Annotated in this window: 12 protein-coding genes and 2 pseudogenes; 4 read left to right on the forward strand and 10 right to left on the reverse strand. The window is 63.4% G+C overall.

The genetic code is table 11. The features are described 5' to 3' along the window. Positions 1-228, forward strand: a pseudogene (sdhB, locus tag ACTJK6_RS17170) (succinate dehydrogenase iron-sulfur subunit); the annotation flags it as partial. 136 nt (positions 229-364) lie between these two features. On the opposite strand, the gene ACTJK6_RS17175 reads toward sdhB, so the two are convergent. From ACTJK6_RS17175 to ACTJK6_RS17190, 4 genes are all read right to left on the reverse strand, one after another. Continuing rightward, the gene (locus ACTJK6_RS17175; RefSeq protein WP_440839632.1) at positions 365-1672 is read right to left on the reverse strand and encodes a DASH family cryptochrome; all 1308 of its coding nucleotides are present in this window, start codon (positions 1670-1672) and stop codon (positions 365-367) included. Next, positions 1669-1833: a DUF2256 domain-containing protein gene (locus ACTJK6_RS17180; RefSeq protein ID WP_440839633.1), complete on the reverse strand. Its 165-nt coding sequence runs from the start codon at positions 1831-1833 to the stop codon at positions 1669-1671. Before ACTJK6_RS17180 ends, ACTJK6_RS17175 begins: the two co-directional genes overlap by 4 nt. Before the next feature lie 8 nt (positions 1834-1841). Continuing rightward, positions 1842-3392 (reverse strand): deoxyribodipyrimidine photo-lyase/cryptochrome family protein, encoded by a 1551-nt coding sequence (locus ACTJK6_RS17185; protein ID WP_440839634.1) that lies wholly within the window; start codon positions 3390-3392, stop codon positions 1842-1844. 184 nt (positions 3393-3576) lie between these two features. Continuing rightward, entirely contained in the window at positions 3577-4437 is an 861-nt protein-coding gene (locus tag ACTJK6_RS17190; protein WP_440839635.1) for an alpha/beta hydrolase, read from the reverse strand. 162 nt (positions 4438-4599) lie between these two features. Here ACTJK6_RS17190 and ACTJK6_RS17195 point away from each other — a divergent pair. Beyond that, positions 4600-4806, forward strand: a pseudogene (locus ACTJK6_RS17195) (carbonic anhydrase); the annotation flags it as partial. A 61-nt stretch (positions 4807-4867) separates the two neighbouring features. Here the strand turns inward: ACTJK6_RS17195 and ACTJK6_RS17200 are convergent. The 3 genes from ACTJK6_RS17200 to ACTJK6_RS17210 form a co-directional block, all read right to left on the reverse strand. After that, complete coding sequence (locus ACTJK6_RS17200; protein ID WP_440839636.1) at positions 4868-5800, reverse strand: TIGR01777 family oxidoreductase; 933 nt, start codon at positions 5798-5800, stop codon at positions 4868-4870. Positions 5801-5849: 49 nt separating this feature from the next. Then, on the reverse strand, positions 5850-7391 hold the full coding sequence (locus tag ACTJK6_RS17205) for a cryptochrome/photolyase family protein (RefSeq protein WP_440839637.1): 1542 nt from the start codon (positions 7389-7391) through the stop codon (positions 5850-5852). Positions 7392-7468: 77 nt separating this feature from the next. Then, positions 7469-8065, reverse strand: a complete 597-nt coding sequence (locus ACTJK6_RS17210) for a lipocalin family protein (RefSeq protein WP_440839638.1) — start codon at positions 8063-8065, stop codon at positions 7469-7471. 410 nt (positions 8066-8475) lie between these two features. Here ACTJK6_RS17210 and ACTJK6_RS17215 point away from each other — a divergent pair, with 410 nt between their 5' ends. Continuing rightward, on the forward strand, positions 8476-8955 hold the full coding sequence (locus tag ACTJK6_RS17215) for a chalcone isomerase family protein (protein ID WP_260803145.1): 480 nt from the start codon (positions 8476-8478) through the stop codon (positions 8953-8955). Between the two features lie 11 nt (positions 8956-8966). On the opposite strand, the gene ACTJK6_RS17220 is transcribed toward ACTJK6_RS17215, so the two are convergent. Further along, the gene (locus tag ACTJK6_RS17220; protein WP_232039247.1) at positions 8967-9599 is read right to left on the reverse strand and encodes a lipocalin family protein; all 633 of its coding nucleotides are present in this window, start codon (positions 9597-9599) and stop codon (positions 8967-8969) included. Between ACTJK6_RS17220 and ACTJK6_RS17225 the strand changes: the two genes are divergently transcribed. Further along, on the forward strand, positions 9588-10118 hold the full coding sequence (locus tag ACTJK6_RS17225; protein WP_440839639.1) for a DUF2878 domain-containing protein: 531 nt from the start codon (positions 9588-9590) through the stop codon (positions 10116-10118). The genes ACTJK6_RS17220 and ACTJK6_RS17225 overlap by 12 nt on opposite strands. 23 nt (positions 10119-10141) lie before the next feature. On the opposite strand, the gene ACTJK6_RS17230 is transcribed toward ACTJK6_RS17225, so the two are convergent. After that, positions 10142-11242, reverse strand: a complete 1101-nt coding sequence (locus ACTJK6_RS17230; RefSeq protein ID WP_440839640.1) for an SAM-dependent methyltransferase — start codon at positions 11240-11242, stop codon at positions 10142-10144. A 31-nt stretch (positions 11243-11273) separates the two neighbouring features. Further along, positions 11274-12050 carry a DUF1295 domain-containing protein gene (locus ACTJK6_RS17235; protein ID WP_343621095.1) on the reverse strand — a complete coding sequence of 259 codons (777 nt, stop codon included), beginning with the start codon at positions 12048-12050 and terminating at the stop codon, positions 11274-11276.

A 12050-nucleotide genomic window follows, 5' to 3' on the forward strand; every position in this document is an offset into this window, starting at 1 on the left:
TGGAACCCGGACAAGTTCGTTGGCCCCGCCGGTCTGCTGCAGGCGTATCGTTTCATCGCCGACAGCCGCGATCAGGCTACCAGCGAGCGTCTGGACAACCTGGAAGATCCGTACCGCCTCTTCCGCTGCCACACGATCATGAACTGCGTCGATGTGTGCCCGAAGGGTCTGAACCCGACCAAGGCCATCGGCAAGATCAAGGAATTGATGGTGCGCCGCGCGGTGTGAGCGCGCAGTGGTTCAGACTCATCTGAGCCACTCACAAACACCAGTGCTCGCGCACAAGCGCCACGGCGCCCAAGTTGCCTTCAGCCTTTTTCCGGCGCGCCGTTCAGCCGCCCTCCGGCGGCAGCTAGAGGGAGAACTATCGCGCCGCCCATAGGCGCAGATAAGCCCCTTCGGGGTCGTACTCGGAGGCTTCCTTCCGGGGGTTGAATCGCCTGCCGCCACGTGGGTCTGTGCCGCGCCCCGCGATATACAACCAATTGCCCTGATTGCTGTAGACGTCGTAGTCCACGAGTTGCGATTCGAACCACGCGGCACCTGCGCGCCAGTCGCCTTTCAGGTCATGCACGAGGTAGCTGGCGACCACCTGCCTGAGCCTGTTGCTAAGGTACCCGGTGGCCTCAAGTTCGCGCATCGCCGCATCGACAAGCGGTTCCCCAGTCGATGCACGACGCCAGCGCTCGAAACCCTGGGCATCGAGGCGCCCGGCATGCTGCGGTTGATCGGAGAGCCCGCGTGCGCGGTAGAGTCGCGCGCCATGCTGAAGATGCAGGAAGCGAAAGTAGTCTCGCCATAGCAACTCGAACCACAGCCAATAGCTGCCGTCACTCTTGCCGTGCAACTGTTCGAACTGCCGCAGCTCCGCCACCACGCGCCGCGGCGACAACGCGCCGCTGGCCAGCCACACAGACCACTTGCTTGAGAAGTCCAGCCCCGCCAAGGCGTTGCGTGTGCGCTTGTACGTATGAGGCAGCTTGCGCTGCAGGTAATTGGCAAGGTGCTGAAGGCCCGCCCTCTCACCTCCATCAAACTCCGGCCTGCCATACGGAAACGACGAGCGCGAATCCGCCGCCGACACTTCGGCTGCATCGGGAGCAGGCCCACGCACCAGGCCAGGCGGAAAGACGAGACCAGGCGGCTGTGGCGGAAGGTAGGCCGGCGGAGGCAGAGGCTGCGACGGTTCGATCCGCGCTTGCTCGATCGCTTGCCTGAACGTTGTGAACACTCGCGGCAGCGATTGAACGGGCCAAGGCAGGCCAAGCGGATCAATCAGACTGCTCTGCCAGACCGTGTGCACATGCAGTCCCGCACTTCGCAGTTCGGCCACTTCCGCCTGCTCGTATGGTGCGGCGATGTCTTCGCAAAACACAGCCGTGGCACCCATAGCACGCGCCAATGCGGGCAGGACCTTTCCTGGCGGGCCGCAGCACTCGACCAGGGGGTTGCCGAGATCGGCCAACTGGCGCCTCAGATCCCGGACAGCTGCCGCAAGCACGGCCCGACGGTGCACGCCCACGCGTGCGAAACCCCAGGGCGTCGGCTCGTCGTAGTCGGCATGGCAGTACACCGGTACGAGATGCCCGGCCCCGCTCTCGCACGCTGCACGCAGTGCCCGCTGATCATGCAGCCGTAGATCGTTGCGAAACCAGAACAGGACGGTACTCAACGCGCCTCTCCATCGCGTGCCTTGCCTTGCTTGGCGTCTTTGCGGCAACGCTCGGAGCAGTACTTGACCGCACCCCAGTCCCTTGCCCACTTCTTGCGCCACGTGAACGGCAAGCCGCAGTGCACGCAGTGCTTGCTCGGCAGATTCAGCTTCTTGTGCATCGACGGATTCAAAAGTCGAGACTGAGCTGCGAGTACGTGGCCCCTTTCCCGCGGGGGGTGTCAACACGGTCCCGGCGCGAGCGGGAGGCGTGCCTCTTCACGATAACGTCATTGGCGGCCCGAACCTCCGGCCGGGCGCGCAGCGCATACACGCGCGTCTTGGCCTGCCGCGTAGCCGCATCAAGATCGACCAGCGGAACAGGGATGTCCTCCCCAACCCGCACGCCACAGCGGGCCTGCACATCGGGGGGCATACGCCACGGCTGCAGGAGCCATGCATCGGGCACGCGACGCAGCGCTGGCACCCAGCGCCTGACAAAACGGCCATGGGGGTCTTGATCCTGCGCTTGTTTGATGGGGTTGTAGACCCGAGTGGTGTTGATGCCGGTGGTGCCGGCTTGCATCTGCATCTGGCTCCAGTGGATTCCCGGCTCGTAATCGATGAACTGCCGGGCCAGCCAGAGGCCCACCGGCCGCCAGTGCAACCATAACGGGTAGGAAGCAACGGAGACAAGCATGGCCCGCATGCGAAAGTTGATCCAACCGGTTTCTCTCAGCATGGCCACACAGGCATCCACCATCGGCCAGCCGGTGCGCCCAGCTATCAGAGCAGCAAAGTGCGCCGCGTTCCATCCCGCTTCGCGCAGGCCGTCGTAGCCGCGGTGCAGATTGCAGAACTCGATGGCGGGTTCAGATTCCAGTTTCTGGATGAAGTGGCAATGCCAATGCAGGCGACTGACAAACGCAGACAGCCCCTTACGCTGCCACACCGCATCGTCGTCTGCGTTGCCCTTGAGCTGGAGCAGGCGTTGCTCGGTGCCCTGCACCACTTCACGCATGCTCAGGCATCCGTATGCCAAGTAAGGGGAAAGTCGCGAGCACGCGCTTGGCGCCGTCAAAGGTGAGGAGATTCCGCCTCGATAGTGGCGGCTTCGCTCGGACAGGAATTCGCGCAGTACCTCTGCGCCGCGCGCTCGTCCGCCGCGCTGGCGGCGCGGTGGCGAAGAGGCATCCAAGCCAAGTGCCTCGCACCCAGGCCAATCCATCGTCTTCCATGGCAGGGCAAGATCACTCAAGCTGCCCGCTTCGGGCGCGGCCACGCACGGCGCGTACATGTGTTCGGCCCAGCGGTCGTGCCAGACGTCCCGGGTCGGCAGGCGCCGCACCACCCCATGCTGGGGCCACTCGCGCCAGTTAACACCGTGATCAAGGCACCAACGGGCGACGGCTTTGTCGCGCGCGAATGTATGACCATTGCCCGTCTCTTCGTGAGACACCAGGTGGCTGAAAGGCGCCGCTGCATGCAGCCGCGCCAACACTTCTGTCACTTCGCCCACGGCCACCTGCAACCGTGCGCCGCACGCACGCAACTGTTGCGAGAGATCCCGCAAACATTCCTGGATAAAGAAATAGTGCTGCGATGCGGCGTCCGGCTGAGCCCAAAGGCTGGGCTCGATGACGTACAGACACAGGACCTTTCCCTGGCGGGCGGCATGGACAAGCGGGGCATGGTCGTGCACCCGCAAGTCACGCTTGAACCAGACGACGGTGTAGTTCATTGATCTTCGGCAACTGACAGCGCAGCTTGATCGGCCCGACCGAGTATATGGATGACGGGCCCGCAATCAACATGTGACATAGCCGGCCGGGCGCGAATTTTCAACGCATCCCCGATTCAATCAGCGGGGCACACCGTTGAAGATGCATTTCGCGCCTAATCATGTGCAGCTGCGCCGCGCGCGCTCAGGCAGTGGCCACGAAGCGCGCCATATCTGACAGCACAGGCCCCAGAAACTGCAGCGGCGAAGCCAGCGCGGCCACGAGTGTCTTATGGTCCAGCTGCGGGTAGACCTTGAGTTCCACCGGGTGCCGATACTGCATCAGGCGTTCGGCAAGCGACAGCGTATTTCGCCGGACATCAACGTACGCATCGTGCTCCCCAGTGAGCAGCAAAGCTGGAGGGAGCCACCCCTGGCTTACATGGAACAGCGGCTGGCTATCCGCTGTTTCGTTCGGATGATTGAACACGGGCAACACATCGGTTGCTTGAATCGGAAGGAAGTTGTAGGGGCCGGCCATACCGATCCAGCCCGATAGCGTTTCGATGCGCAGACCCTGCGCTTCGAGCCAGCGACCATCGGTCGCCACCATCGCAGCGTTGTAGGCGCCCGCGCTATGCCCGGCGACGAACAAGCGCGAGCCGGCATGGCCCTGCCGATCCAGCCACCGCCGCGCGAAAGCCGTGGCGGCTGCGCAGTCCAGCAGGAAGTCGGGGTAGCGCACTTCCGGATACAGCCGGTAGTCGGCAACCATCGCAATCGCCCCAGTTGCGGCCAATGCTTCACCCACGAATGCGTAGTCCTTGCGGTCTCCCTCGCGCCACGACCCGCCGTAGAAGAACACAACCGCACGGGGCGGCCCTTCCATCGGCCGGACGGGTCGATAGATATCCAATCTCTGGCGCGGGTGTGGACCATAGGCCAGACCCAGCGTCGGCACGCTTGCGTCGGACTTGGTCACTGCGTTGAGCACGTCCAGGGCGGAACACCCTGCGAGGCTCGCCAACGCAGTTGCCATCCATGCTCGGCGGGTTACGCCACGCATCGACTTCCTCCTTGCAGCCAAAAAAATGCCGGGCAAACGCACGGGTAGCGGTCAACGCCGCCCATGCTCGATGAGATATGAATCAAGTGCAGGCACATACAGGTTGAGTTCAAGACAGAGCGCTGGAAAATATACGCACACCCGTGCGCGTTGGATGCAATGTCCAGGATGGTTCGCGAAAACGTGATCGCACAGCCAGCCAACCTGCGCACGCACCCATCTGTGGCACTGATGCTCAAGCAGGGCCGTATGAATCTGTACGGCGGGGTGTATGACATCGAAACGGGCGGCATCGATGCGCTCGTTGGCGCAACACGCCGCTTTGCGGGGTTGGCCGAATCCCCCATCCCCCGACGAAGACAGCCCAGAGCTCTCGGGCTCGGGTCGGTAGCCGGCTATGCGCTGCGGGCGCAATGCCCTCCTCTGCAGGTCATTCTGCGGGGCGCCGGGTAGCGGGATGTTTCTCGCGCCCCAACAGGCAACCCAATGCCGCTTCCAGATGCGGAAAGCGAAATCGATAGCCGGCCTCCATCGCTTTCTTGGGTTGCAAGTGCTGGCTGCCCAGCAGCAACACTGACATTTCGCCTAGCGCCATGCGCAATGTCCACGCGGGAACAGACGAGAGCATCGGCCGGCGCAGCGTAGTCGCCAGCGTGCCGGCAAAGTCCGCATTTCTGACAAGATGCGGCGCACATGCATTGAAGGCGCCGCGGCAATCGGTGCGATGCAAGAGGAAATCGATCAGGCCGACCACGTCGTCAAGATGGATCCACGGCATCCACTGCTGGCCACTGCCGAGCCGTCCGCCAAGTCCCATGCTGAACGGCAGACGCAGCCTCGGCAACATGCCGCCGTCACGCGCCAGCACGGGCGCCGTGCGCAGAAATACGACGCGCATACCCAGCCCCTCCGCGCGGCGGGCTTCGTCTTCCCATGCGACGCAGAGTTGACTGCCAAAGTCGTGCTCGCCCGGGTGGCTGTCTTCATCCAGGGGCGCCTGCCCTCGATCTCCATACCAACCGGTGGCGGATCCGGAAACAAGCACGCGAGGCCGTTGCTCGCAACGGCTCAGCCAATCCACGAGCTCCCGTGTCAGGTCGACACGGCTGCGCCATAGAACCTTCCGACGCTGAACCGTCCATGGGCGATCGGCAATCGGTGCGCCGGCCAGATTGATGACCGCATCAAACGGCGGGGCGTCATCCAGCTCACGCAGCGTTGCCACACCGTGTGCACCCGCACACAACCGAGCTACCCGTTCAGGCGAGCGGCTCCAGACAACCAGATCGTGGCCCTGCGCACGCCACTGGCGGCAAAGCGCCCGCCCGATCAATCCGGTTCCGCCAGTCAACAAGATGCGCACGATGGTTGGTCTCCTGATTGCAGTTGAGCCGCGCAGGCCGTCGCATCCGTCATAACGTTTCGAGCCGCGCTCGCACTTGGGCTGCACGTGTGCGCAGGGCATCGCGCTCCTCGGCTTCCATCTTGGCGAGTTGCCGATACACCATGGCCAGGCGCGGATTGCGGCCGAACACGTCAATATGGCGTGCGAAGAAATCCCAGTACAACGCGTTGTAAGGGCAGGCGCGCTCTCCGACACGCTGCTTGCTGTCGTAGTGGCAGCCCTTGCAGTAATCGCTCATGCGCGAAAGGTAAGCGGCACTGCTGACATACGGCTTGGTGGCAATGCGACCGCCGTCTGCCCACTGGCTCATTCCCACCGTATTCGGCAGCTCCACCCATTCGAATGCGTCGATGTACACACCGAGATACCAGCGGTGGACCTCGTCGGGTGAGAGCCCCGCCAGCAAGGCGAAGTTGCCGATCACCATGAGGCGCTGAATGTGATGGGCGTGGGCCGTTTGCAGCGACTGGCCAATCGCCAGTTGCAGGCAGCGCATCTGCGTCTTTCCGCTCCAGAACCACGAGGGCAACGGCGCATCATGATTCAGCACGTTGCACGACGCGTATCCGGGCATCTGCGCCCAATAGATGCCGCGTACATATTCCCTCCAGCCCAGTATCTGGCGAACGAACCCCTCCACTGCAGGCAACGGCGCCCTGCCATGCCGATACGCTGCCTCTGCGCGGGCGATCACCTCGCGCGGATTCAGCATCTTCACGTTGAGGGAAAACGACAGCAGCGAGTGGAATAGCCGCTGGTGGCTGCTGCTCATGGCGTCTTCAAAATCGCCAAAATGCGGCAGCGTCTGTTCGATAAATGCGTCAAGGCAAGCCAGCGCTTCCGTGCGGTTCACGGGCCACCGAAACTCACCGGCCTGCGGGTCGCCGAACGACTTCACACCGCAGCGTTCCACCGTGAGCCACAACGCCTGGTGGTCATGCACGGGGCGCGCGTCGGCAGGTTCGGGGGGCGTGCCACGCCATGGCTTGCGGTTGTCATGATCAAAATTCCATTGCCCGCTTTCCGGCCCGCCCGTGTCGTCGAGCAGCACGTTGAAGCGGCGGCGCATCTCACGATAGAACCGCTCCATCAGCCACTGCTTGCGGCCTGCAAACATGGTGGCCAGATCATGCCTGCCCGTGAGGAAGTGTTCTGTGTCGACTTCGCACGTGGATAGCGGCTGCGTTTGGGCCCATTCGCGCAACTGCGCATCCAAGCGCCACTCATCGGGGGATTGCCACTCCACGCGCTCGGCACCGTAGTGTCTGGCCAATGCGGCAAGATTCTCGGTCAGGGACTGGCGGTTGCTTTCATCGTCGATCGCCACATAGCGAACCCGATGGCCGCCGGCCCGCAGCCCCTGTGCAAAATCGCGCATGGCTGCAAAGATGGCGAGGATCTTCTGCGCGTGATGCAGCACGTAATCGGTTTCTTGCCGCACCTCCATCAGCACATAGATCACGTCGTGATCCACACGCGCAAACCACGAATGCTGCGGGTTGAGCTGATCGCCCAGCACCAGCCGGATCGTCTTTGCGCTCTGGTTCATGTCATTGCCCGCCGGAACATGGCGCCACGGTCTTGCGCTGCGTGCTCGCTCTTGGTGTGGTGCATGCGCCCTCGCCGCTACTTGGACGGATCCTGCCGCTCGTGTGACACGGAGATCAGCGCGGACGTGTCAATGCCCAGCGCACGCGCACGCGCAAAGATCGCGTCACGCTGTGCGGGGTCGAGATGCTTGTCGCGTGTCAGCACCCAGCAGTAGCTGCGGTCCGGCCCGACAACCAGGGCCCAGCGATAGCCTGGATCGAGCGCCGCCACGTGGTAACCGCCGTAGAACGGACCGAAGAATGACACCTTCAGCGAACCGGTATCGTGGTCGCCCACGAACAGGGCCCTGCCAACCGCCTCACGCCATTCACCCTTGGCAGGATCAAAGCCACGATTGACCACGCGAACGCTGCCATCGGGCTGCGGCTGGTACGTGGCCGAGACATCGGTCAAGCCTCGCTCAAAAGAATGATCGAGCCTGGCCTGCTCGTACCAGCGCCCCTGGTAGCGTTGAAGATCGAACGGCGTGACGGCCGTGATGCCTTCTGGCGGGCTGGTTGGCGCACAACCTGCCAGGAATGCCCCTGCAAGCAGCGGAGCCAGCCAGTGCAGGCGCGCACGCACTGTGGACAATGCTGCCGCCCGCAGAACAACGCCGATCTGCTTGAACATGCCCCCGCCATGCAGCCCTGCGCGCTTCGCGAATTGAAATGCGGTTGTCAACGCATCTGCCATTCGAGTCCCCTTAGAGTGAATGCCGCTACTTGCGACATGAAACGCTGCGCAGCGCAGCCCGTCAACGAAATGCAGCAGAACAAGCGGCTCATTTCCGCCAATGAACATGCTTTGAGTTGGCATGCCAGCTCACGCAGCCGCAATCCCGGTGGTGCTCAGCAATGTCAATCGTGAGCAGGATTTGCATCAAGAAAACTTGGTGCGAGCGTTTCCGTGTCATACGCTGCGTCAGTAGACTTTGGAAGCCGACAGTCCGCCGCTTGACCCACCTGTAAGCATGCCCTCGCGATATGCCAGCCCAACGCATTCACGCCGTCCGAGCCCTGATCCTCACGCTTTGCACGCTCATGAGCGTTGGAGCGTGGGCCGACTGCCGCGACACGGTGCCCGCGCCGCAACTCTCCGGCAAGGGCGCGCTGTGCCTTTTCGGATTCTGCCTCTACGATGCACAACTATGGACCGCAGAACTCCCGCCCAGCTATAACGCGCCCTTTGCCTTGGAGGTGACGTATCGGCGCGCGATCGAACGCAGCCGCCTCATCGAGACCGCCATCGACGAGATCCGCAGACTCCAGGCGCCCGTCCCGTCCGATGACACCCTCGCGCAATGGCAGCGTGCAATGACCCCCGCCTTCCCCGATGTCAGGCCGGGCGACACCTTGTGCGGCGTGTATTTGCCCGGGCGCGGTGCACGCTTCTACGCCAATGGACAATTGACGACCGAGGTGGACGATCCGGCCTTCGCGCGTGCCTTCTTCGATATCTGGCTGGCACCCGGCACGCGCGCTCCGTCCCTGCGTCGTCATCTTCTGGGCAAGTCACGTTGACGCACGCAAGGCTAGTTGGCATCTCCCGGCGATTGGAAGCCCGGTTGCCCAATCTGGCTCGGCACTTGCGGCACACGCCGGAAGCGCGAAATGTCATATCCCATCGCGTCGAAACGGCTCAGTGCTGCGCGATAGTCGGCATCGCTCATGTTGGGGTCGCGCGAGAACACCCAGCCGAGGCTCTTGTCTGGATAGCCGAGCAGCGTCACCCGGTATTCCGGATCGACATACAGCGTCAGTTGCGACACGTAGATCGGCCAGAACAAACGCACGCGCCACTCGCCACCGCCGCTGCCCTCCACCACCGAATCAACGAACTGCATGCGTTTGAAGGGGGCATCGAAACTGCCCGGCCGGTAGACATAGGCGTCGTCAATACGGCCATCGGGCCGCAGGGACCATTCGGCATAGCTGCCGACATTGCCGCGCTCACCAAAGTACGGAATGTTGGCGATGACATACCAGCGCCCCATGTAGCGCGGCAGATCAACCGGTACGGTCTTCAGCGGCACGGCAGCCCGTGGGTTGGGATTCGGGGGTGGGCTGGAGCAGGCGGCACTGGCGATGGCCAGCGTGAACACCGCCAAACGACGTGCCCAACCTGACAGGGTGAGCCAACGGTGGCCTCTTTGATGCGTTCTCATCGTGCTCTCCTCTATACGGTAGCCGGACAAGCCGGCTGGTTTGTCTGCGTGCTGAGTGCCGCGCGCGATGCCGCGTGGGTCGGCATCGTTTTTGTCGCTGCGCTGCTGGCGCTTCATCTGCGGCAAGCCCACCGGCCATACCAGGAACTGCGGCTCGTGATGTGGGTGGTGGTGCTCGCGGCGCCGTGGGAAACCCTGCTGATACGCACCGGTGTCATCGTCTATCCGCACGGGGCCGTGTGGGCCGGGTTCGTACCGCCCTGGCTGCTGGCGCTGTGGGTGCTGTTCGCGATCCAAGTGAATGTCCTCTTTCGTTGGCTGCGCGGCAGGTGGTGGCTGGCCATGGCGCTGGGTGCTATTGCCGGCCCTCTGTCGTTTCGTGCGGGAGCGGCACTTGGAGCGGCGCTCATTCCCGATCTGACCACCACGCTGGGCGTGTTGGCCATCGGGTGGGCGGTATGGATGCCGCTCCTGGTATGGATGGGCGAGCGCAGCGACGGAACCGGCAGCCTGCCCTGACGGCCACGGCGGCCGGCGTTCAGCTAGCGCTTGACGAACCGGTAATGCGCCACGCCCCACTCGTTGCCGCCGGCATAGCCGAACAAGGTCGACACCGCCAGATAGAACATGCGCCACCGCTGAAACCACACGGCGGCCTGGCGCTCGCCATAGGTCTGCACGAACACCGGCATCAACCTGCCACGGGCCGCGTCAAGATTGGCCAGCCAATGGTCCGCCGTGCGCGCGTAGTGCGCGCCACTGACCCACCACTGCCGCGCCACGCGCAGGTCTTCCTGGAAATGCAGCAGCAGCGCTTCGGATGGCATGGTGCCGCCGGTGAAGAAGTACTTCGACATCCAGTCGGTGCCGTCCTGCACCTGAAAGTGATACGCCAGCGTGCGATGCGCAAAGATGTGCACGAACAGCACCGCATCCGGTCGCATCCAGCGAGCAATCTTGCCCAGCAACAGGCCGTAGTTCTTCATGTGCTCGAACATTTCGATCGACACGACGCGGTCAAAGCGGCCACCCGCGGGCATGTCTGCAAAATCGAAATCGACGATGTTTCCGGTGTGCACGCTGAGATTCGTCAGCCCGCGCTCGGCAGCCCGGGCCTCGATCCAGATGCGCTGACCGCGCGAATTGGACAACGCCACAATGCGTGCGTTGGGATAGCGCTTGGCCATCCACAACGACAGCGATCCCCAGCCGCAGCCCAGGTCCAGAATGCACTGCCCGTCGGCCAGGCTGGCGCGTTCGGCATAGCAGGCAAACATGGCCTCTTCCGCCTCGGCCAGCGTTTCATTGCCGCTCGGGTATAGCGCGCAGGAATACTTCAACTGCGGCCCCAGATGGGCCTCGAAGAATGCGGGTGGCAATTCATAGTGCTGCGTGTTGGCCGCGTCTGTCTCAATTGCGATGGGGCTGCCGTGCAACTCATCCAGTAGCGCGTTGAAGCGCCGTGAACGCAGTTCGCCGTCATGAAGGCCTTCATCTTGCAAACGCTGGCGCATCAGGGCGCGCATGCCGGCACGCACCAGCACATCCGGCAGCCAACCGCGCTCGCAGCATTGGATAAGCCAGCCGTCGCTGGCGTCGGCCGCGGCCTGCGGCGGTATGGTCGGCGTGGACAGCGCAGTCATGTGAGGCTCCTTGGGTCTGTATGTCTGTACATCAGTGGCGCGGCGGCCAGGGAATCAACACGCTCGTTGTGCGGGCGTATTCGGCATAGTCGTCGCGCGTGGCGCGCATATGGGCTTCGAGCATGGGAACGCCCGAGACCTTTACAAGCAGCCATGCCATGGCCACCGGCGGCAACAGCGTGAGCCATGCCCACGGCGTGCCGATCGCCAACGGCACGTAGGCCAGCCAGTGCACGCATTCAAAGAAATAGTTCGGGTGCCGCGAATAGCGCCACAGCCCCACCCGGCAGGTCTTGCCCCGGTTTGCCGGGTCCGCCGCAAAGCTGCGCAGTTGCCTGTCGGCCAGGGCTTCGCCGGTTACCGCCATCAGCCACAGGGCCACAGCGGCCGCCATGGCAAGCACACTCGGTGCATCGGGCCGGTAACTCGGCACGGCAAACGCGATCGACAGGAACATCGATACCGCCGCCTGCAATTGGAAGAAGCCAAACATGTTTCGCGGTGCGGCAGTGCCCCACTCCTCGCGCAATTTCCGGTAGCGCGCGTCTTCCGGCTTGCCCGCATTGCGGCGCCACAAGTGCCAGCCAAGGCGCGCGCCCCACACTGCGCCGCCTACCCCGACCAACACGCGCGCGAGCAGCGACCCCGTACCCAACCACGCGTAAAGCAATGCCACCATGCCCAGCGAAAACGCCCAGACAGGGTCGACCATGCCGGCGTTCCCACTGCGCAACTGCCACGCCCATACGGCGCTGAACACGGCCACCAGGAACACCAGCGCAACGAGTGCGACGCCGATCGCCGACAT

The organism is Ralstonia sp. 22086, from assembly GCF_052045975.1.
Classification (GTDB): domain Bacteria; phylum Pseudomonadota; class Gammaproteobacteria; order Burkholderiales; family Burkholderiaceae; genus Ralstonia; species Ralstonia wenshanensis.

Excerpts from the sequence above, each read along its gene's own strand:
- ACTJK6_RS17180 (WP_440839633.1), bottom strand. The coding sequence starts at position 1,833 with ATGCACAAGAAGCTGAATCTGCCGAGCAAGCACTGCGTGCACTGCGGC.
- ACTJK6_RS17185 (WP_440839634.1), bottom strand. The coding sequence starts at position 3,392 with ATGAACTACACCGTCGTCTGGTTCAAGCGTGACTTGCGGGTGCACGAC.
- ACTJK6_RS17190 (WP_440839635.1), bottom strand. The coding sequence starts at position 4,437 with ATGCGTGGCGTAACCCGCCGAGCATGGATGGCAACTGCGTTGGCGAGC.
- ACTJK6_RS17205 (WP_440839637.1), bottom strand. The coding sequence starts at position 7,391 with ATGAACCAGAGCGCAAAGACGATCCGGCTGGTGCTGGGCGATCAGCTC.
- ACTJK6_RS17210 (WP_440839638.1), bottom strand. The coding sequence starts at position 8,065 with ATGTTCAAGCAGATCGGCGTTGTTCTGCGGGCGGCAGCATTGTCCACA.
- ACTJK6_RS17215 (WP_260803145.1), top strand. The coding sequence starts at position 8,476 with ATGAGCGTTGGAGCGTGGGCCGACTGCCGCGACACGGTGCCCGCGCCG.
- ACTJK6_RS17225 (WP_440839639.1), top strand. The coding sequence starts at position 9,588 with ATGCGTTCTCATCGTGCTCTCCTCTATACGGTAGCCGGACAAGCCGGC.
- ACTJK6_RS17220 (WP_232039247.1), bottom strand. The coding sequence starts at position 9,599 with ATGAGAACGCATCAAAGAGGCCACCGTTGGCTCACCCTGTCAGGTTGG.
- ACTJK6_RS17230 (WP_440839640.1), bottom strand. The coding sequence starts at position 11,242 with ATGACTGCGCTGTCCACGCCGACCATACCGCCGCAGGCCGCGGCCGAC.
- ACTJK6_RS17235 (WP_343621095.1), bottom strand. The coding sequence starts at position 12,050 with ATGTCGGCGATCGGCGTCGCACTCGTTGCGCTGGTGTTCCTGGTGGCC.